Origin of the sequence: Pararhizobium sp., from assembly GCF_965279435.1 — a bacterium.
Classification (GTDB): Bacteria; Pseudomonadota; Alphaproteobacteria; order Rhizobiales; family Rhizobiaceae; genus Pararhizobium.
The window spans coordinates 3,368,684-3,388,856 of sequence record NZ_CBDIHY010000003.1; the positions used below are offsets into that span (position 1 = coordinate 3,368,684).

Genomic DNA, 20,173 nt, shown 5'->3' on the forward strand with positions numbered 1-20,173 from the left:
CAATTCCGTAGTGGCCGTTAGGACACGGTTTCAATTGAAGTAAACAGAAATTAACGAGCTGGCTTGCTTGTATATGAAAAGCGGTTAAAACGGCAGCCGTGACCGGAGTCGGTACGAGTTCGCTGCGGGGCATTGGGAAGAAGGTAAGATTTATGAAAGCTGGTTCAAAATTTTTGAACGCGGTGTCGGCGGTTGCGCTGTCTGCAAGTATGGTCGCAACGGGGTCTGGCATTGTAACGCTTGCTAGTGCGACTGTCGCCGAAGCTGCAACGATCAACCGGGTCGAAGTGCGCGGCGCAACACGCGTCAGCCCAGAAACGGTCCGTGCAAACATCACGATCGTTCCCGGCAAAAGCTTCAGCAACGGCGATATCGATTCTTCCGTAAAGCGTCTTTATTCGACGGGTTACTTCTCTGATGTCAGCATCAACGTCTCCGGTGGTACGCTTGTCGTCACCGTGAGCGAGAACCAGCTGGTCAACCAGGTTGTTTTCAACGGCAACCGCAAGATCAAGGACGACAAGCTTCAGGCTGTCGTTCGCACGCGTTCGCTCGGCCCTTACAGCGAAGCAACTGCAGAATCTGATATTCAGGCCATCAAGGATGCCTATGCCGGTATCGGCCGCGAAGATGTGACCGTGACCACGCAGGTCGTTCCGATCGCTGAAGGTCGCGTCAATCTCGCCTTCGTCATCAATGAAGGCGACCGCACCAAGATCACGGCGATTAATTTTGTCGGCAACAATGCCTATAGCAACGGTCGTCTCGAGGCTGTGATCTCGACGAAGGAATCGGGGATCTTCTCCTTCCTGAACCGTAAGGACGTGTACAACGCCGACAAGCTCCGCGCTGATGAAGAGCTGCTGCGCCAGTTCTACTACAACCGCGGTTATGCCGACTTCCGCGTCGTGTCCTCGGATGCGGTGCTGGATGAAGCCACCAACGAATACACGGTCACGATCACCGTCGAAGAAGGTGAGCGCTACGACTTCGGAACGGTCAATGTTGAATCGACCGTTGAAGGCGTCAATGCCGAAGAACTGAAGGGTCTCGTTCGGACCTCCGAAGGTACGATCTACAAGGCCAAGGACGTCCAGGATAGCATTGCCGCGATTTCCAAGCGGGTTGCGTCGCAGGGCTATCCCTTCGCTCGTGTAACGCCGCGCGGCAACCGCGATTTCGGCAGCCGCACGATCGCTGTTGACTATCTCGTGGACCAGGGTGAGCGCGCCTATATCGAGCGCATCGAAATCCGTGGCAACACCCGCACACGTGACTACGTCATCCGTCGCGAATTCGACGTGAGCGAAGGCGATGCTTTCAACCAGGAAATGATCACGACGGCCAAGCGCCGCCTGGATGCTCTCGGTTACTTCTCCACCGTCAATATCTCGACCCAGCCCGGTAGTGCTTCCGATCGCGTCGTCGTGATCGTTGATGTGCAGGATCAGTCGACCGGTTCGTTCGGTATCGGTGCTGGCTATTCGGCTGGTAGCGGCGGCGGCTTCCTGCTTGAAGCGTCGATCGAAGAAAAGAACTTCCTCGGCCGTGGCCAGTACATCCGTCTTGCCGCTGGTCGCGGTCAGGATAGCCGTACCTACAACGTATCCTTCACCGAGCCTTATTTCCTCGGCTATCGTCTGGCTGCCGGTTTCGATATCTTCAAGAACGAAAACGATTATGACGATGACAACTACAGCTACGAAGACAAAGGCTTCAGCCTGCGTGTCACTGCGCCGATCACCGAACGGGTATCGACGACATTCCGTTACAATCTGACGCAGATGGATTACAGCGGTCGACTTTCTGAATTGTCGACACCCTATGATCGTGTGATCGAAGGGTCGCCGTGGACACGATCGTCAATTTCTCAGACGCTGACCTACAACTCGCTCGACGATTCGACCTTGCCGCATGAGGGCATTCTGGCCTCGGCAACGCAGGAATATGCTGGTCTTGGCGGCACGTCTGATTTCTACAAGCTCACGGCGAAAGCGAAGTGGTACTACACGGTGAACGACGATGCCGATATTATCGCATCGCTTTCCGGTAGCGCCGGCCACGTGTTCAACACGGGCGGCCAGATGGAAGTGTTCGACCAGTTCCAGCTTGATAACAACGACATTCGCGGTTTCGAGCGTAATGGTGTTGGCCCGCGTATGTCCAACGGCGACGCGCTTGGCGGTACGACCTACTTCACGGCCTCGGCCGAAGCGACGTTCCCGCTGCCGTTCGTGGCTCGTGATGCAGGCTTCCGCGGTGCGATTTTCGCTGACGCCGGAACGCTGTATGGCAACGAAGTCAACCTGACCTACAAGGGCGTGACAGACACGACCAAGGGTGGAACAGGAGCTTCGCTACGGGCATCCGTCGGCCTCGGCCTGATCTGGGCATCGCCCTTTGGACCGCTGCGCGTAGACTATGCGATTCCGGTTGCCAAGGAAGACTATGATAAGGTTCAGAACCTCAAGTTCGGTATCTCGTCGTCCTTCTGATCCTTGCAGTCCAGAACTGCCTGCCAAAACTGTTCTGGAGTGTTGGCCATGGAAAACAATTGGTTCTTTCCACCACATGATGGGATTCGCCTGAGTGATCTGGCGGATCAAATCGGCGCGGTGCTACAGGCCCCTGAGCTGGGCGACCGGCTTGTCCGGTCGGTAGCGCCGACTTATCGTGCTGGCGAATTCGATGTCTGCTACATGCTTCAGCGGCGCTTTCGCGATGAATTCGAAACATCAAAAGCCGGCGCCATCATTTGCGACGATGCGATCGCTGCAATTGTCCCGCAGCGTATCCCTGTGCTTCTGACACGTTATCCTCACACGGCTTTCGCGCTCGCCGGTGCAATCCTGCATCCGCAGGCCGTACGCCCTGAGCAGAACCTGTCGGGACCGGGTGGCATATCTCCCGCTGCTTTTGTCGATCCATCTGCGCAGATCGAAGACAATGTCGATATCGAGGCGACTGCTGTTATCGGCGCTGGCGCCCATATTGGCACCGGCACGCGGATCGCCGCTGGCGTGGTTATCGGTCCAGGTGTGCGTATCGGGCGGGATTGCACGATTTCGGCTGGGGCAAGCGTGATGTATTCGCTTGTCGGCAACGAAGTCATCATCCACCCCGGGGCGCGGATCGGCCAGGACGGTTTCGGCAATGCGCCGGGACCCAAAGGCGGCATGATCAAGATCGTTCAGATTGGCCGCGTCATCCTGCAGGATAGGGTGGAGATTGGTGCCGGCACGACGATCGACCGTGGCGCAATGGACGATACGGTCGTCGGCGAAGGCACCAAAATCGATAACCTCGTCCAGCTCGGCCACAATGTTCGTGTTGGCCGTCATTGCGGTATCGCGGCTCAGGTCGGTATTGCTGGCAGCACCCGTATCGGTGATGGCGTGATGATCGGCGGCGCCGCCGCGATCAATGGACATATTACTATAGGCGACAGGGCCCAGATCGGCGCCATGAGCGGTGTCGCGTCGGATGTCCCGGCCGGCGAACGGTATGGCGGCATTCCAGCGCGTCCCATGCGCGACTTTCTGCGCGAAATTGCAGAGATCACAGCGCGCGCGCACAACAGGCAGAAGAAATCAGGAGGCAAAGATGAGTGAAGCTGGAACCACCGTTCTCGGTACGGCTGACATCAGGGAAATCCTAAAACTTCTTCCCCATCGCTATCCATTTCTGCTGGTCGACAAGATCATCGAGATCGACGGCGATAATTCGGCGATCGGCATCAAGAATGTCACCGCCAACGAGCCGCATTTTACCGGGCATTTCCCCGAGCAGCCGATCATGCCGGGCGTTCTGCTGATCGAAGGCATGGCTCAGACGGCTGGCGCGATCTGCGCCCGCAAGAATGGCGGCGGCAGCAACCTCGTCTATTTCATGACCATCGACAATGCCCGCTTCCGCAAGCCGGTTATACCGGGCGACCGGGTCGAGTTCCATGTCGTCAAGCAGAAGCAGCGCGGCAATATCTGGAAATTTCATTGTGATGCAAAAGTTGACGGGCAACTTGTTGCAGAAGCTGATATCGGCGCGATGATTATCAGCAAGGAAGACGCCTGACCATGATTGCCTCTACTGCGAAGATCCATCCGCTTTCGGTTATCGAAGACGGAGCGGTGATCGGTGACAACGTTGTTATCGGACCGTTCTGTCACGTTGGCCCGAAGGTGACGCTCGCAGACAATGTCGAACTCGTCAGCCACGTTGTGGTGCTTGGACGTACGACGGTCGGCAAAGGCTCAAAGGTTTTCCCGTCAGCGGTGATCGGTGGCGATTCGCAGAGTGTGCATCACAGCGCCGTCGATACGACATTGCTGATCGGTGAAAATTGCACCATCCGCGAAGGCGTCACAATGAATACCGGCACCGTCGAGCATGGTGGCGCCACCATCGTTGGCGACAACAATCTGTTTCTCGCCTACGCGCATGTTGCCCATGATTGCCGCCTCGGTAATAACATCATCCTGTCCAACAACGTCATGCTGGCAGGACACGTCACAGTCGGGGATCGCGCCATTCTTGGGGGCGGCTCGGCCGTTCACCAGTTTACCCGCATCGGCCGTCATGCCTTCATCGGTGGTCTCTCGGCTGTTGCCTATGACGTCATCCCCTACGGCATGCTCAACGGTAATCCAGGCTTGCTCGGTGGCCTGAACGTCGTCGGTATGAGCCGTTCCGGCATCGAGAAGCCGGTTATCCATGCCGTTCGCCGTGCCTACAAGCAGATTTTCGAAGGTCCGGAATCGATCCGCGCCAACGCAGCGTCAATCCGTGCTGATTATGCTGACTGCCCGCCAGCGCTCGAAATCCTCGATTTCATCGTAGCCGAGAGCGATCGTGCGCTTTCGTCCCCGACACGGGGCAGCAAGGGCTGAGGCAGATGAGCATGCACAGCCGGCCAGAGATCAAAGACCGGCTGGCAATTATCGCTGGCAGCGGTTTGCTGCCGCTGCATGTTGCGGAAGCGGCACGCACACACGGCGAAAATCCCTTCATCATCGCACTTGCCAACGAGTCGGAGCGGGACTGGTCGTCGTTTGATCATACGACGCTCGGCATCGGTAATTTCAAAGCGATCAGCGGTGTCTTCCGCGATGCCGGTATTGGCCGTGTGGTCATGTCAGGTGCTGTGCGCCGCCGGCCGGACTGGCGCGACATCAAACCGACGCTGAAAAGCCTGGCGAAGATACCGAGCGTTCTGCGCACGCTTTTATCCGGCGGCGACGATGCTGTTTTGAAAATGGCGATCGAGCTTATCGAGACCAACGGCGCGCGGGTCATCGGCGTGCAGGACATTGTCCCGGAACTTCTGGCCGAGATCGGCACCCTGGGTGCTCGCGCACCGGGTGCGGACGATCAGGCGGATATCGAGGCTGCTGAAGCCGCTGCCATTGCACTTGGCCATCTGGATGTCGGGCAGGGCGCCGTTGCCGTCGGCGGCCGTGTCGTGGCCCTGGAGGGGCCGGAGGGTACCGACGCGATGCTGGAGCGGGTTGCGCGGCTGAAGGCCGACGGACGCATCTCCAGCCGCCGGCGCGGCGTTCTCGTCAAACTCTGCAAGCCGCAACAGGATTTGCGCGCCGATCTTCCCTCGATAGGCCCATCGACGATCAAGGGTGCGCAGGCGGCCGGACTTGCCGGTATCGCCGTTGAAGCCGGCCGGGCGCTGGTTCTCGATCGGGAAGAGATGATTGCGCTGGCAAACGAGGCCGGGCTGTTCGTCACGGGAGTGGACCGTGCCCTCTTGCGAGGCGGGCAATGAGCGCGACCGGTCTCAAGCTCGCTGTTATCGCTGGTGAAGTCTCCGGTGACCTGCTTGGTGCGGATCTCGTCACGTCGCTACGGCCGTTGGTCAAAGGCGATCTCTCGTTGATTGGCGTCGGCGGCGAGGGGCTGGAGGCTGAGGGCCTGACGTCCCTGTTCGACTATTCCGAGCTTTCGATCATGGGGATCTCGCAGGTCCTTGCCCGCTTGCCGAAACTGATCTTGCGTATCCGCCAGACGGCCAATGCCATTATCGCGGCCAAGCCGGATATCCTTGTCATCATCGACAGCCCTGATTTCACCCACCGTGTCGCGCGCCGCGTGCGCACGGCCTTGCCGGATTTGCCGATCGTCAACTATGTCTGCCCGAGCGTCTGGGCGTGGAAGTCCGAACGCGCCGTCAAGATGCTTCCCTATGTCGATCACGTTCTGGCCGTTCTCCCTTTCGAGCCAGAGGTGATGCAACGCCTTGGTGGCCCGCAGACGACCTATGTCGGACATCGGCTCGCAATGGACGCCAATGTCCTGGCGGTGCGGCAACGGCAAACTGAAAAACGTGCTGCAAGTATGATCCCAGCAGCAACATGCCTGCTCCTGCCGGGGTCTCGTGGTAGCGAAATCAGCCGTCTTTTGCCAGCATTCGGAGAGACGGCGGAAGAGTTGCACAGCCGGTATCCGAATATGCGGTTCCTGCTTCCAACGGTTCCCCGCCAGGAAAAACTTGTGCGCGAGATAACGGCGTCTTGGCCCGTGAAGCCTGAAATCACGGTTGGATCCGCCGCCAAGTGGAAGGCGTTCGCTGAGGCCGATGCGGCCGTTGCGGCGTCAGGCACGGTGATCCTGGAGCTTGCACTCGCCGGAATCCCGGTCGTCTCGACCTACAAGGCCGACTGGATCATTCGCCTGATGCATAAACGCATCAAGATCTGGACGGCGGCAATTCCCAATCTGGTGGCGGATTACGCCCTCGTGCCGGAATATCTGAACGAGGCCATTCGCGCCGGAGCACTGTCGCGCTGGATAGAGCGACTGACGGCAAACACGCCGGAGCGGCAGGCCATGCTCGCCGGATACAGCACCGTCTGGCAACGCATGACGACTGAGAGACCGCCGGGCGAAACAGCCGCCCGCATCGTTCTCGATGTTTTGAATGCAAAAAAGCCCGGCCATTTCTGACCGGGCTTTTTCAATTGTTCTTTCCTGCTCTTAGCGCTTGGAAACCGGGACGTAGTCGCGTTCCGGTTCGCCGATGTAGAGTTGGCGCGGACGGCCGATACGCTGTTCCGGATCTTCGATCATTTCGTTCCACTGGGCGATCCAGCCAACCGTACGGGCGAGCGCGAACAGCACCGTGAACATGGTCGTGGGGAAGCCGAGCGCCTTCAGCGTGATGCCGGAGTAGAAATCGATGTTCGGATAGAGCTTCTTCTCGATGAAGTAGCTGTCGGTCAGTGCGATGCGCTCCAGTTCCATTGCCACTTCCAGCAGCGGATCGTCCTTGTGGCCGAGTTCGGCCAGCACTTCATGAGTCGTCTTCTGCATGATCTTGGCGCGCGGATCGTAGTTCTTGTAGACGCGGTGACCAAAGCCCATCAGGCGGAACGGATCGTTCTTGTCCTTGGCGCGGGCAACGAATTCCGGAATACGATCGACCGTGCCGATTTCAGCCAGCATGTTGAGCGCGGCTTCGTTGGCGCCACCGTGCGCCGGACCCCAGAGGCAGGCAATACCGGCAGCGATACAGGCAAACGGATTGGCACCCGACGAACCGGCCAGGCGAACGGTCGAGGTCGAAGCGTTCTGCTCGTGGTCGGCATGTAGGATGAAGATCCGGTCCATGGCGCGGGAAAGAACCGGGTTGACGGTGTATTCCTCGCAAGGGACAGCAAAGCACATGCGCAGGAAGTTTGATGCGTAATCAAGGTCGTTCTTCGGGTAAACGAAGGGCTGGCCGATATGGTACTTGTAGGCCATCGCTGCGATCGTCGGCATCTTGGCGATCATGCGCAGGCTTGCGACCATGCGCTGATGCGGATCGGTGATGTCGGTCGAGTCGTGATAGAAGGCGGACAGCGCGCCAACACAGCCGCACATGACGGCCATCGGATGCGCATCACGGCGGAAGCCGGTGAAGAAGCGCGACATCTGCTCGTGCACCATAGTGTGATGCGTGACGCGATGGTCGAAGTCCTTTTTTTGCGCTGCGGTCGGCAGTTCGCCGTACAGCAGCAGATAGCAGACTTCAAGGAAGTCGCCGTGTTCGGCCAGCTGTTCGATCGGATAACCGCGATGCAGGAGGATACCCTGGTCGCCATCGATATAGGTGATCTTGGATTCGCATGATGCGGTCGACGTGAAGCCGGGATCGTAGGTGAACTGGCCGGTCTGCTTGTAGAGCGTGCCGATATCGACCACATCCGGACCGATCGACCCCGATCGTACCGGCAATTCCACCGTTTTGTTGTCCACGGTTACAACTGCGCTTTTTCCTGTCATGGGGGATCCTCCGTTTGCAGCAAATTGGCACACAATTATGCCGCAGATATTAACGCCGACCATTTGCTATCCGATTTAGTCACGGCTGCCAAGTTGAACGAAAGGCAAATTGTGCGATGCAAAAATAGGCATATGGCAACGCAATAATTACACGTTCGGGCCATATGTCCAATGACATAATCGTTCTCGAACTGCGCCGGCCTTACCGCAGGGAAAAGTTCTGCGTATTTTTTGTGCATCAATCTCGTCGGTTGCATTTCATGTTTTCCGGTTGCAGAATGTGGCGGGACTTGGGCGGGTGGAACGGCATCCATGACACAGGGGCAGGAGCCAGGGGTGGCGCCAAGCGCGCGGTCTGACAGGATGCTTCCCCACGCCATTGTGAGCGGCTCTCACCCTCCTGATGTCACTGTCAAACAACCGGAAAACCGGGCTTGGCAGGGTGCTCTCGCCGATCTTACATCGACGCGCAAGAGAATGCGAAACATACACTGGCATGCGCAGATCAAACGGGCTGTATCGGAGGAAGTGGCCTTCGGGCATGCCTTGCTGTTCGTTCCTGTCTTCCTCGGTCTTGGCTCGCTTGTCTGGTTTTGGCTGCCACAGACGCTTGGCCATCTCAAAATTGCACTGCTGCTGTGCGTTTTCGGCATGGCGGCCTTTGCACTTCGCCACCGCTCGGGTTTTTGGCGCATAGCTACATTGATCGCGGCTTTATTGACTGCAGGCATGGGATTTGCGGCATGGGAGACCATGCGGCTGGATACCGTTGTGCTCGATACACCGGTGACGACATGGGTGCGCGGCACTGTCACAGCGCGGGAAACCACCGATCGCGGTTATTGGCGGTATACCGTCGCTGTTAGCCAGACTTTAGAGCCGGAATTGAAACGCCCGCTCGCCAAGGTCACGCTTTTGTCCCGCAACCGGGAAACACCTGTGGAGATTGGTGACGGGATAGAGGGCAGGGCGCGATTATCGCCGCCATCCGGGGCTGCTCTTGCCGGTCTCAACGATTTCGCTTTCGACAGCTATTTCAGGGGGATCGGCGCGATCGGTTACTTCTACGGAAAACCGCGGGCCTTTCCAGATGTTGAAGACACGGCCAGAAGCAGGATCGCCGTCTGGCGGGCTGCCGTGGGGGAAACAATCGCCCGATGGCGGGAGGCCATTGGTGCTCGTATTCGCGGCACCATCGGGGGTGATGCCGGGGCAATCGCAGCAGCGCTTGTCACCGCCGAGGAGAGGGCAATCGGCCGACCGGCGATCGAGGCGCTGCGCGAGGCAGGGCTTGCGCACGTGCTGGCGATCTCCGGGTTGAACATGGTTCTGGCTGCCGGAACGTTCCTGATCGGCGCGCGCACGCTGCTCAGCCTTGTGCCTGGGCTGGCGCACCGTTTTCCGATCAAGAAGCTCGCCGCCGCCGGTGCCCTTGTCATGGTGTTCGCCTATATCCTTATTTCTGGCGGCGCTGTTTCGGCGGTGCGATCCTGGATCATGATCTCCATCATGCTGGTCGCCGTGTTCTTCGACAGGCCATCGATCAGCCTGCGTAATGTGGCATTGTCGGCCCTGATCATCCTGGTCATCACACCATCCGCCGTGACGGGGCCGGGTTTTCAGATGTCGTTTACTGCGACCCTGGCTCTGGTTGCCGGCTATGCGCATTGGCGTGACCGCCCGAGCCGCGACATTCTTCCGGCAAACAGTACGACCGGCCCGTTCAAGGCCATCGGTGGCTTCTTTGCCGGTCTGTTGCTCAGTTCCCTGATTGGTGGCCTGTCGACGATGATTTACTCCGCCGGTCATTTTCATAGGCTGGCCGCCTACGGTTTGATCGGCAATGTTCTGGCCATGCCGATCATCAGCATTTTGGTCATGCCCTTTGGCTTGCTGGCCATGCTGTTGATGCCCTTTGGTCTTGATCGTTATCCGTTGCTGGTCATGGGGCATGGGCTCGACTGGATGATCTCCATTGCCAAGATGGTGTCAGCGTGGGGCGGCGAGATAACGACGGGCCGCATTCCGGATCATGCCTTCATGCTGATTGCCGCCGGTAGCGTTCTGGTCTGCCTGCTCCGGACATGGCTGGCCGCGTCTGGCCTGATGATCATCGCCGCTGGTCTTGTGGTGGCATCGACAAGCGCGGTTGCGCGGCCGGATATGGTGATCGCCGAGGACGGGCGTCTGGTGGCCATGATCAAGGACGGGGAGGCTGCCAGCAACAGGTCCAAGCCTGCTGATTTCGTATTTTCCCAATGGCAGCGCGCTTTGCGCCTGCGGGATCACCAAAAACCGCAGCAACGGCCTGAACTGGCGATCGAAGACGCCGTCGCATCAGCATCAAGCAGTGAAGAAGCTGCCGGGGGGCGAAAAACAAAACCATCGATCGACAAGGATGCGGCGCGCGCGGTCATCCGCAGGCTTTTGGCGGAGGCGGTGCCCGGCCGTTTTGTCTGTGTTGCAAAGCAATGGTGTGCGGCTACGGCGCAGCAGGGTTGGCGCATCGTAACTGTCGATGATGCCCGTTTCATCGGTATCGCCTGCGAAGAGGCTGATATCGTCGTGACACCGGTGATGCTGCGGTTTCGCACTTGCCGCTCGGGCGCGCTGTTGCTGAGTGGCCAGAGCTTACGCCGCTCCGGCGCAGTCGAGATTTATGGTGTTCACTCCTTCACTGTGGGCAACGTGGCTGATCGCGCGGAGATTCGGGTTGTTTCCGCGCAGGAACAATTGCAACGGCCCTGGGCACAACACCGGACCTATGATTGGCGAACCGGGCTGTTTGACGCGCCGTAAGCGAATTGATGACCTGTTCGGACACGTCAGGATTGCTCGACGTAAAGTGAATTCCGGCATGACTGTTTATTCTTGATTAAATAACTCCACAAATCCTTGTCTTTCGGCCATAGTATGTCATATGAAGCCGCAATTGATGCAGGCGCGTTCGGCGCCGGTTGTCAAACGATGTGTTTTACGTGTTCCCGCCTCCTTATCCCCCAAGGGGTGGCGGGCGATGACGAGGTAGGGATAGCTCATGCCGAACCGTGCAATGCCGAAATTTATGATGCTGGCGGCCGTGCTGCTGACGTTCTCGAATGCCGGAGCGCTTCGCGCGCAGGAAACGCCGGCTGCACCCGTTACGGAAACGCAGCAGCCGGTTCAGGTTACGCCGCAAGCCGGCGTATTGCCGGTCACGCCTGCAAATGAAGCGACACCTGCGGCGCCGGTGAATGCTCTGGCAGCTCCTTCAGGTGATGTTGCAACCGAAGGCGCACAGGCAACCTCACCCAATCCGGTCCTGCCGCACGATCTTTCGCCGATCGGCATGTTCATGGCTGCCGACATCGTCGTCAAAGCTGTCATGACCGCATTGGCGCTGGCATCGGTTGCGACGTGGGCCATCCTGTTTGCCAAGTCTTTCGAGCTTGCCGCCGCAAAGCGCAGCGCCAGGCGCGCAGTCCGGGTCCTGTCCGATGCCGTTGTGTTGCGGGATGCCCGCGAGACGCTGATCGTGAAAAAAGGCCCGGCCGCGCAGATGATTGCAGCTGCCAATGACGAACTGTCGAAATCAGAGGCCATACTCGATATCGTCTCGACGCAAGGGGTCAAGGAGCGCGTCGCATCGCAGCTTTCCCGCATCGAGGCTGGAGCAGGCAAGCGGATTGCCAGCGGCACCGGCATTCTTGCGACGATCGGTTCGATCTCGCCGTTCGTTGGCCTGTTCGGTACGGTCTGGGGCATCATGAATTCATTCATCGGTATCAGCAAGGCGCAGACGACCAATCTGGCGATCGTAGCACCAGGCATCGCCGAAGCGTTGTTGGCAACGGCCATCGGCCTTGTCGCCGCCATTCCGGCTGTCGTGATCTACAATTATTTTGCCCGCTCGATCGGTGGCTACCGCTTGATCCTTGCCGATGCCTCGGCTGCGGTCGAACGCCTCGTCAGCCGCGATCTCGATTTCCGCCAGGCGCGCCGTTTAGCGCCACGCAAGGCCGAAAGCCATGGGCATTCGGAAGCCGGCATCGCGCGGATCGGATAAGACCATGGCCAGCAAAATTAGCGAAGGTGGCGGCGATCTCGAGGAAAACAGCGAAATCAACGTCACGCCTTTCATCGACGTCATGCTCGTTCTGCTGATCATCTTCATGGTGGCAGCACCGCTTGCCACTGTCGACATGAAGGTTGACCTTCCGCAGTCGGCAGCAGCCCCGGTCAAGCGTGAAGACAAGCCGGTTTTCGTGACCCTCAAGGCGGACCTTTCCCTGGCACTTGGCAACAATGAGATCGATCGCGACGGTTTCGTCGCCGAACTCAACGGCATCACGGAGGGCAATACGGAGACACGTATTCTGCTGCGGGCCGACAAGGCTGTCGATTACGGTGAGCTGATGACGGTGATGAACCTTATCCAGCGGGCCGGTTATACCAAAATTGGGTTGGTTGGCCTGGAAGCGGCACCTGCCGGCTGAGGCCGGCAGTCAGGTCAGAACTTGTAACCGATGGCAAGGCCGGCATGGCTGAGGCCATCGTTCGGCCCATCGCAGAGATTGGCATGCGACGAATGGTCGGCTGTTGCCAGTATCTGCCAATTATCCGTCACGCGATAACCGAGCGCGACCTGTTCGCGAAACAGCAGGCGGCACCCGAGGTCGGGGCCCCTGCCATTCCCGCCATCCAGCTTGCCATTGTGAACGGTACCGCCAAGCCCCAGCTCGATGAACAGGCGGCTGGTGATATCTGCAGTCCAGCTGAAGCCGCCATAGACCTGATCCACGCCATCACCAGGACCGATCGAAGCGCCGAGATAGATCCTCGGTTCCAGAATACTCTGCTGCCATGTCACTGCCGTCCCACTGGATAGCGGATCAAAGAAGATGGTGGCGGATGGAAAAATGCCGGACTCACGCGAATTGCCGTTGCTGAGAGACGCGCCGGCGCCAAAGCGCAGTTCGTCGAAAATCGTTTCAGCTGCGACTGCGCTGCCTATGCTCGAGGCCGAAAGAAGCAAACTGGCCGATAGAAAAAGAATCCGGGACGCAAAACGATTTGGCTGTTTGAAACGTCCTGTCACTTTCAAAATCTCCAATGCCGGTGATTCGCGTATATGCAGTAATGCGGATTTGCCCAAATTTCCTGTCCCGGGGAAGGGCAGAATATGTTGACCGGCTTTTGTGGAGCTTGCTTTTTTGCAAGAACTGCATTCCATAGCTTGAAACGGCAGATGCGCGGATTTATGAGCTTGGCCATGCCCGGTCGGCTGAAGCGCTACCGGTTGTTTTATCTGCGCAAGCCAAAAGCGCGCACACGCCGGACGACGATCCGGATTATGAAGGCAGGCAAGATGAATTTCGAAGCAGCACGCATCAAGATGGTCGACAACCAGATCCGCACGACGGACGTGACGTCGCACGCCGTTCTCGCGGCATTCCTGTCCGTTCCAAGAGAAGAGTTCGTGCCTGCCGCAGTGAAGCCGCTCGCCTATATCGATAGCGATATCGAGTTGGCGGCAGATGCGACGGGCGGACGCCGGTACCTGATGGAGCCGTCTCCCTTGGCAAAGCTGCTTCAGCTGGGAGCAATCTCCAAGGATGACAAGGTTCTCGAGATCGGCTGCGGTACTGGCTATGCGTCTGCAATCCTGTCGTCGCTTGCTGCCTCGGTCGTGGCGCTCGAGAGCGATGCTACCCTTGCATCGGAAGCATCGGCAACTTTGGGCCGTCTGGGACATGCGAATGTCTCGGTCGTGACCGGCGAGCTTGAAAAGGGTCATGCAGCGGGCGCGCCGTATGACGTGATCTTCGTTCACGGCGCCGTCGAGACAATTCCGGAACCGCTGTTGTCCCAGTTGAACGACGGTGGCCGCCTCGTGGCCGTGGTCGGCCTTGGCAATGCGTCAAGGGCCCAGCTCTTCCTGCGTGAAAATGGCAGGACATCAGAGCGTCTGGCATTCAACACGTCCGTCAGGCCGCTGCCGGGCTTCCGCTTGGCACGCGAATTCGTTTTCTAACGCCTTCATCGACTGACGACGTATCAACTGACTGTGGATAAGGGATCGGCAAAAATGCGACTTGCCGGTCCTTCGATTAAATATTAGTTAAAAATAATATAAAGATCGCGATTGGCGACATTTTGACCATTTTTCCTCGATATCGCGACGGGACAAGACGTGACAATCAAATCCGGCATAGCCGGAGCGTCACGTTCTCGCAAATAGGATCTGCCCTGCCGGCCTTTGTTTTGGAGTGAGTTTAGTGTCGATTTTTCGTAAAACGGCTGTGGCGGCCGCTTTTTCTTCCGCCTTGTGGCTTATGCCTCATGCCGTTTCTGCGGAAACGATTTCAAACGCGATGGCAAAGGCTTACCAGAACAACCCGGAACTGAATGCCGTTCGCGCCGGGCTTCGTGCCACCGACGAAGGCGTGCCGATCGCCAAGTCCGGTTACCGGCCGCAGATTTCGGCGAACGTGCAGGGTACAGCGACGCGGCTGGGCACGGAAAGACTGAGCCGCTTCTATCCTGCCACGCCCTTGGTGCAAGAGGACTTTGCCACCGGGTCTGCCAGCATCACCATCACCCAGCAGATTTTCGACGGCTTCCAGACATTGAACAATGTTCGGGCTGCCGAGGCCAACGTCTTCTCCAGCCGGGAAACGCTGAAGGCCAACGAAATCTCCATCCTGCTGGCCGCCGCACAATCCTATGCGAATATTGCCCGCGATCAGCGGATCGTTGCCATCCGCAAACAGAACCTCGCCTTCCTCAAGGAACAGCTAAGTGCAGCCAAGTCGCGTCTTGATGTCGGCGAGGGCACCCGCACCGACGTCAGCCAGGCGGAAGCCGAGCTTGCGGGAGCCCAGGCTATCCTCGTCAACGCGGTTGCACAGCTGAAGCAGAGCGAGGCGGTCTATGTACAGATCGTCGGCGATGCTCCCAAGGGCATCAAGCAACCGGCACCGGCATCGAAGGCCCTGCCGAAGAGCCTGGATCAAGCCGTAGCGACGGGGCTTCGGGAGCACCCGAGCATTGCTGCTGCCCAATACAACGTCGATGCCGCCGGATACCGGGTGAAGTCCGCCGAAGGGACAATGCTGCCGGGCGTGGTGGTGCAGGGCTCGGTGTCTCGCAACACGACCGATCGGGATGGCAGCCCTGAAACCTCGAGTGCCTCCATTACCGCACGGTTGGAAATTCCGCTCTATCAGGGTGGCGCCGAATACGGGCAGATCCGTCAGGCCAAGGAACGGATGGGCCAGCAGCGTATCATGGTCGATACCGCCCGCTTGGAAGTGCAGCAGACGATCATCACGGCCCATGCCCAACTCGAAGCAGCGCTTGCGACAACTGTTGCCAACAAGTCCCAGGTCAGTGCGGCAAACGAGGCGTTGGCCGGAGTCATCGAGGAACGCAAGGTCGGCCAGCGCACAACGCTTGATGTGCTCGACGCGCAACAGAGCGTACTGGTTGCTGAAGAGAGCCTTGTGACATCGCAACGAAACGCCGTCGTCGCCAGCTATTCGCTGATTGCCGCCATGGGGCGCCTGACAATTAAGAGTCAGGGTCTGCAGGTGGTCGAATATCGCGCCGAAGAACACTATGAAGCCGTCAAGGATAAGTGGTTCGGGTTGCGCACCATCGACGGCCGCTAGCCTTTTGGTCTGATTTTCCGTTTGTACCTTGTGCCGCCCGCAGGTCCTGTCCGGGCGGCATTTTTATGCCAATCGATGGCAGGTGACGCCGCCAACAAATCTGTGCAAGATTCCAACTAGATGATTCGCAGCGTATTGTTCGACGCCGAACTCGCATACAGTCCGTGCCAAGGACTGCGCGGCAATGTTTCGATCCGGCGCGACCGCAGAAACGGGGATAATGATGGCACAGCCCAATGTAGCGCGTGAACCTTCGATGGACGAAATTCTGGCGTCCATCCGAAAGATCATCGAAAGCAACGAGCCGGGCATTCCCGGTTTCCCCGCTAACGATCTCGGCCCGGCTCCGGACAATGCCTATCGCGGCTATGACGAGGACGAGGCCGCCGAAGATATTCACCTGACCATCGACGACGAGGTTCTTGCAAAAGAGTTCGAAGCCGAAGAACAGAAGCATTTTGCGCCTGCCGAACCTCAGGCGCGTGCGTTTGAAGACGTCAACGCAAAACCTGCTGTAACCGCGCCGCCGATGTCGCTTGCCGATGTCGCGGCGCGTGTTCGGGCCGCCTCTGAGCGGCATTCGGCGCCGTTTCGCGAGCCGGAAAACCAGCCCGCCGCGTCCCGTGCAAAGTCCGATAATCCGATGGTCACATCCCGTATGGCGCCATCGTCCCTGCCTTTGCAGGCTGAGAGCAGGCAGGAGGCCGCACCTGCACCAACGGTTTCCGTGGTTCAGCCGACTGTTGCTCCTGAAGTCCGCGTTGAAGCGGCCGAGCCCGTTGCCGTTCCTCTTGAACAGACGCCTGCGCAGCGCCAGCCGTTGTCCATCGTGATGGAAAAGGACGTTGCTGCGCTCGTTTCACCTGCGGTCGGCGAACAGGTTGCACGCTCGTTTGGCGATCTGGCGCTGGCTGTCGATAGCAGCGCGCGCCGCTCCTTTGATGAGATCGCCGAGGATATGCTGCGCCCCATGCTGCACGAATGGCTGGATGACAATCTGCCGACCCTGGTCGAGCGGCTTGTGCGTGAGGAAATCGAGCGCGTTGCGCGCGGTCCGAGGCGTTAAACCACGCATTTCTTTCTCTCAAAGCCGCCAGTAATCACACTGGCGGCTTTTTTGCTGTTATTGTTGACAGCAATGCCTCGTTCCGATTTACAAACCACCGATATCAATCAGCAAGTTTGGCCCCAAAATGCTTGAAAAAACCTATGATTCCGCCGCTGTCGAACCGCGCATCGCCAAGATTTGGGATGACGAGGACGCCTTCCGTGCAGGTGCAGGGGCAAAACCGGGCGCCGAGAGCTTCTGCGTAGTCATTCCGCCGCCGAACGTGACGGGCTCTCTGCATATGGGCCACGCGCTGAACAACACGCTGCAGGACATCATGGTCCGCTTCGAGCGTATGCGCGGCAAGGATGTGCTCTGGCAGCCCGGCATGGACCATGCCGGCATTGCGACGCAGATGGTTGTCGAGCGCAAGCTGATGGAACAGCAGTTGCACCGCCGCGAGATGGGCCGTGAGGCTTTCATTGACAAGGTCTGGGAATGGAAGGCCGAATCCGGCGGCCTGATCTTCAATCAGTTGAAGCGTCTCGGCGCCTCCTGCGACTGGTCGCGCGAACGCTTCACCATGGATGAGGGGTTGTCGAAAGCTGTCCTCGAAGTCTTCGTCTCGCTCTACAAGGACGGCCTGATCTATAAGGACAAGCGTCTGGTCAACTGGGACCCGAAACTGTTGACCGCGATCTCCGATATGGAGGTCGAGCAGGTCGAGATGAAAGGCAGTCTCTGGCATCTGCGCTATCCGCTGGAAGACGGCGTCACCTATCAGCACCCGGTCGCGTTTGACGAGGACGGCAAGGCGACGGAATGGGAAACGCGCGACTACCTGGTCGTTGCGACGACCCGGCCGGAAACCATGCTGGGCGATACGGGCATTGCCGTTCACCCCGACGACGAGCGCTACAAGGCCATTGTCGGCAAGCATGTGGTCCTGCCGCTGGTCGGCCGCCTCATCCCGATCGTTGCCGACGAATACCCGGATCCGACGGCCGGAACCGGCGCCGTCAAGATGACGCCGGCGCACGATTTTAACGACTTCGAAGTCGGCAAACGCCGTCATCTCCGTCAGGTCAACATCCTGACGATTGAGGGCCATCTGACGCTTGCCGGTAACGAGGACTTTCTCGAAGGCCTGCCGGCGACCGACGAGCTGGAGGCCGTTGTCTCAGCGCTCGACGGCGTCGAGCGCTTTGCTGCGCGCAAGGCGATCGTCACGATGTTCGAGGAGCGTGGTCTGCTCGACAAGATCGAGCCGCACCAGCATACGGTTCCGCACGGCGATCGCGGCGGCGTGCCGATCGAACCTCGTTTGACAGAGCAATGGTGGGTCGACAACAAGACACTGGCGAAGCCGGCGATTGCCTCGGTTCGGCAGGGCCGCACACAGTTTGTTCCAAAAAGCTGGGAAAAGACCTATTTCCAATGGCTGGAAAACATCGAGCCATGGTGCATTTCCCGCCAGCTCTGGTGGGGGCACCAGATTCCGGCCTGGTACGGCCCCGATGGTCAGGTCTTCGTTGAAAAGAGCGAAGAAGAAGCGCTGCATGCGGCTATTCAGCATTATCTCTCGCATGAAGGACCGATGAAGGCCTATGTCGAGGATCTGCTTGAGAATTTTAAGCCGGGCGAGATTCTGACGCGCGACGAAGATGTTCTCGATACATGGTTTTCTTCGGCACTCTGGCCGTTCTCGACGCTGGGATGGCCGGACAAGACGCCGGAACTGGCCAGATATTATCCGACCAACGTTTTGGTCACCGGGTTTGACATCATCCCGTTCTGGGTTGTCCGGATGATGCAGATGGGCCTGCACTTCATGAAGGACGATGCCGGCAATCCGGTAGAGCCCTTCCATACCGTCTATATTCACGCCCTGGTTCGCGACAAGAACGGCGCGAAGATGTCGAAGTCCAAGGGCAACGTCATCGATCCGCTCGACCTGATCGATGAATATGGCGCCGATTCGCTGCGGTTCACCTTGGCGATCATGGCGGCGCAGGGACGCGACGTGAAACTCGACCCGGCCCGCATCGCCGGCTATCGCAATTTCGGTACTAAGCTTTGGAATGCCACGCGCTTTGCCGGCATGAACGGCGTTGCCAATGATCCGAAATTCGTGCCTGAAACCTCTTCGCTGACGATCAACCGCTGGATCCTGACGGAACTTTCGCGCACCATCCGCGACGTCACCGAGGCGATCGAGAACTATCGCTTCAATGAAGCCGCGGGCAGCCTGTACCGGTTTGTCTGGAATCAGGTCTGCGACTGGTACCTGGAACTGCTGAAGCCTGTCTTCGGTGGCGACGATGAGGCCGGAAAGGCTGAATCGCGTGCCTGCGTCGCCTATATCCTCGATGAAACCTACAAGCTCCTGCATCCCTTCATGCCGTTCATGACGGAAGAGCTTTGGGCCCAGACTGCGGGTGAGGGCACCACACGCGACGGCCTGCTTTGCCATGCCGAATGGCCGGCTGCCTCCTACGCCGATGATGCCGCTGCGAGCGAGATCAACTGGCTGATCGACCTGGTGTCGGGTATCCGTTCGGTCCGTTCTGAAATGAACGTTCCACCGGCTGCAATCGCGCCTCTGGTCGTCGTTGACGCCAGCATGGTGACAAAGGAACGCTTCGAAAGCCACGCTGCGGCTATCCGCCGTTTGGCCCGCGTCGATGCCATCGATCTTGCAGCTGCTGCCCCGAAGGGCAGTGCACAGATCGTCGTCGGCGAGGCAACGGTGTGCCTGCCGCTCGGCAGCCTGGTCGATCTGTCCGCTGAAAAGCTGCGGCTGGAAAAGGCGATCGGCAAAGTCGAGCAGGAGCGCGAACGCATTCTCGGCAAGCTGTCGAACGAAAAGTTCGTCTCCAACGCCCGTCCGGATGTGGTCGATGCCGAGCGTGAACGTCTGGCCGAGCTCGATGGCCAAAAAGCGTCGCTCGCGGTGGCACTGGCGAGGGTCGCTGACGCCGGTTGAGCCTGAAATAGCGCCGCGAAGGATGCCGTTCGGCATGCTTATGCCGCTGGCATATATTTGAAAATGATCAAAAAAGGCGGCTTCGGTCGCCTTTTTTTGATTCTCTCTTCTGCGCGCAAGAGTCTCTGGCGCCGAAAAATCTACCCGCTTTACCCCCTGCCGGCATTTATTTCATTGTTGCCCCGCCTAGCTTCCAAAAAATGGCATTGTTGTGTC

15 protein-coding genes are annotated in these 20,173 nt (G+C 58.6%); 13 read left to right on the forward strand and 2 right to left on the reverse strand.

The window, feature by feature from the left end; translation table 11 throughout:
• The first annotated feature begins 152 nt into the window (after positions 1-152).
• Genes bamA through lpxB form a run of 6 tightly spaced genes read left to right on the forward strand, consistent with a single transcriptional unit; the run spans position 153 to position 6,951 of the window.
• Positions 153-2,495, forward strand: a complete 2,343-nt coding sequence (gene bamA, locus ACQY8Q_RS22165) for an outer membrane protein assembly factor BamA (RefSeq protein ID WP_428428537.1) — start codon at positions 153-155, stop codon at positions 2,493-2,495.
• A 48-nt stretch (positions 2,496-2,543) separates the two neighbouring features.
• Positions 2,544-3,611: a UDP-3-O-(3-hydroxymyristoyl)glucosamine N-acyltransferase gene (lpxD, locus tag ACQY8Q_RS22170; protein ID WP_428428538.1), complete on the forward strand. Its 1,068-nt coding sequence runs from the start codon at positions 2,544-2,546 to the stop codon at positions 3,609-3,611.
• The gene (gene fabZ, locus ACQY8Q_RS22175; protein WP_428428540.1) at positions 3,604-4,071 is read left to right on the forward strand and encodes a 3-hydroxyacyl-ACP dehydratase FabZ; all 468 of its coding nucleotides are present in this window, start codon (positions 3,604-3,606) and stop codon (positions 4,069-4,071) included. Before lpxD ends, fabZ begins: the two co-directional genes overlap by 8 nt.
• A 2-nt stretch (positions 4,072-4,073) precedes the next feature.
• Entirely contained in the window at positions 4,074-4,886 is an 813-nt protein-coding gene (lpxA, locus tag ACQY8Q_RS22180; RefSeq protein ID WP_428428541.1) for an acyl-ACP--UDP-N-acetylglucosamine O-acyltransferase, read from the forward strand.
• A 5-nt stretch (positions 4,887-4,891) separates the two neighbouring features.
• The gene (locus ACQY8Q_RS22185; RefSeq protein WP_428428542.1) at positions 4,892-5,773 is read left to right on the forward strand and encodes an LpxI family protein; all 882 of its coding nucleotides are present in this window, start codon (positions 4,892-4,894) and stop codon (positions 5,771-5,773) included.
• Positions 5,770-6,951 carry a lipid-A-disaccharide synthase gene (gene lpxB, locus ACQY8Q_RS22190; protein WP_428428543.1) on the forward strand — a complete coding sequence of 394 codons (1,182 nt, stop codon included), beginning with the start codon at positions 5,770-5,772 and terminating at the stop codon, positions 6,949-6,951. The genes ACQY8Q_RS22185 and lpxB overlap by 4 nt, the downstream gene beginning before the upstream one ends.
• A gap of 30 nt (positions 6,952-6,981) precedes the next feature.
• Here lpxB and gltA read toward each other — a convergent pair whose 3' ends face one another.
• Entirely contained in the window at positions 6,982-8,271 is a 1,290-nt protein-coding gene (gene gltA / locus ACQY8Q_RS22195) for a citrate synthase (RefSeq protein ID WP_428428544.1), read from the reverse strand.
• Between the two features lie 477 nt (positions 8,272-8,748).
• On the opposite strand from gltA, the gene ACQY8Q_RS22200 reads away from it, so the two are divergent.
• From ACQY8Q_RS22200 to exbD, 3 genes are all read left to right on the forward strand, one after another.
• The gene (locus ACQY8Q_RS22200) at positions 8,749-11,070 is read left to right on the forward strand and encodes a ComEC/Rec2 family competence protein (protein WP_428428546.1); all 2,322 of its coding nucleotides are present in this window, start codon (positions 8,749-8,751) and stop codon (positions 11,068-11,070) included.
• A 238-nt stretch (positions 11,071-11,308) separates the two neighbouring features.
• Entirely contained in the window at positions 11,309-12,316 is a 1,008-nt protein-coding gene (gene exbB, locus ACQY8Q_RS22205; protein ID WP_428428548.1) for a tonB-system energizer ExbB, read from the forward strand.
• 4 nt (positions 12,317-12,320) lie between these two features.
• Positions 12,321-12,746, forward strand: coding sequence for a TonB system transport protein ExbD (exbD, locus tag ACQY8Q_RS22210; protein ID WP_428428549.1), 426 nt, complete (start codon positions 12,321-12,323; stop codon positions 12,744-12,746).
• Positions 12,747-12,760: 14 nt separating this feature from the next.
• Here the strand turns inward: exbD and ACQY8Q_RS22215 are convergent, their stop codons facing one another.
• Entirely contained in the window at positions 12,761-13,348 is a 588-nt protein-coding gene (locus ACQY8Q_RS22215) for an acyloxyacyl hydrolase (RefSeq protein ID WP_428428551.1), read from the reverse strand.
• Between the two features lie 270 nt (positions 13,349-13,618).
• Between ACQY8Q_RS22215 and ACQY8Q_RS22220 the strand changes: the two genes are divergently transcribed.
• From ACQY8Q_RS22220 to ACQY8Q_RS22235, 4 genes are all read left to right on the forward strand, one after another.
• The gene (locus ACQY8Q_RS22220) at positions 13,619-14,284 is read left to right on the forward strand and encodes a protein-L-isoaspartate O-methyltransferase family protein (protein ID WP_428429847.1); all 666 of its coding nucleotides are present in this window, start codon (positions 13,619-13,621) and stop codon (positions 14,282-14,284) included.
• Positions 14,285-14,585: 301 nt separating this feature from the next.
• A complete protein-coding gene (locus ACQY8Q_RS22225) occupies positions 14,586-15,923 on the forward strand; it encodes a TolC family outer membrane protein (RefSeq protein WP_428429848.1) in 1,338 nt (445 codons plus the stop codon).
• Between the two features lie 223 nt (positions 15,924-16,146).
• Positions 16,147-16,989 (forward strand): DUF2497 domain-containing protein, encoded by an 843-nt coding sequence (locus tag ACQY8Q_RS22230; RefSeq protein WP_428428552.1) that lies wholly within the window; start codon positions 16,147-16,149, stop codon positions 16,987-16,989.
• A gap of 127 nt (positions 16,990-17,116) precedes the next feature.
• Positions 17,117-19,957 (forward strand): valine--tRNA ligase, encoded by a 2,841-nt coding sequence (locus ACQY8Q_RS22235; RefSeq protein WP_428428553.1) that lies wholly within the window; start codon positions 17,117-17,119, stop codon positions 19,955-19,957.
• Positions 19,958-20,173: the final 216 nt, after the last annotated feature.

Bases quoted from the DNA above. Each gene is read 5' to 3' on its own strand.
- bamA (WP_428428537.1), top strand. From the start codon at position 153: ATGAAAGCTGGTTCAAAATTTTTGAACGCGGTGTCGGCGGTTGCGCTG.
- lpxD (WP_428428538.1), top strand. From the start codon at position 2,544: ATGGAAAACAATTGGTTCTTTCCACCACATGATGGGATTCGCCTGAGT.
- fabZ (WP_428428540.1), top strand. From the start codon at position 3,604: ATGAGTGAAGCTGGAACCACCGTTCTCGGTACGGCTGACATCAGGGAA.
- lpxA (WP_428428541.1), top strand. From the start codon at position 4,074: ATGATTGCCTCTACTGCGAAGATCCATCCGCTTTCGGTTATCGAAGAC.
- ACQY8Q_RS22185 (WP_428428542.1), top strand. From the start codon at position 4,892: ATGAGCATGCACAGCCGGCCAGAGATCAAAGACCGGCTGGCAATTATC.
- lpxB (WP_428428543.1), top strand. From the start codon at position 5,770: ATGAGCGCGACCGGTCTCAAGCTCGCTGTTATCGCTGGTGAAGTCTCC.
- gltA (WP_428428544.1), bottom strand. From the start codon at position 8,271: ATGACAGGAAAAAGCGCAGTTGTAACCGTGGACAACAAAACGGTGGAA.
- ACQY8Q_RS22200 (WP_428428546.1), top strand. From the start codon at position 8,749: ATGCGAAACATACACTGGCATGCGCAGATCAAACGGGCTGTATCGGAG.
- exbB (WP_428428548.1), top strand. From the start codon at position 11,309: ATGCCGAACCGTGCAATGCCGAAATTTATGATGCTGGCGGCCGTGCTG.
- exbD (WP_428428549.1), top strand. From the start codon at position 12,321: ATGGCCAGCAAAATTAGCGAAGGTGGCGGCGATCTCGAGGAAAACAGC.
- ACQY8Q_RS22220 (WP_428429847.1), top strand. From the start codon at position 13,619: ATGAATTTCGAAGCAGCACGCATCAAGATGGTCGACAACCAGATCCGC.
- ACQY8Q_RS22225 (WP_428429848.1), top strand. From the start codon at position 14,586: ATGCCTCATGCCGTTTCTGCGGAAACGATTTCAAACGCGATGGCAAAG.
- ACQY8Q_RS22230 (WP_428428552.1), top strand. From the start codon at position 16,147: ATGGCACAGCCCAATGTAGCGCGTGAACCTTCGATGGACGAAATTCTG.
- ACQY8Q_RS22235 (WP_428428553.1), top strand. From the start codon at position 17,117: ATGCTTGAAAAAACCTATGATTCCGCCGCTGTCGAACCGCGCATCGCC.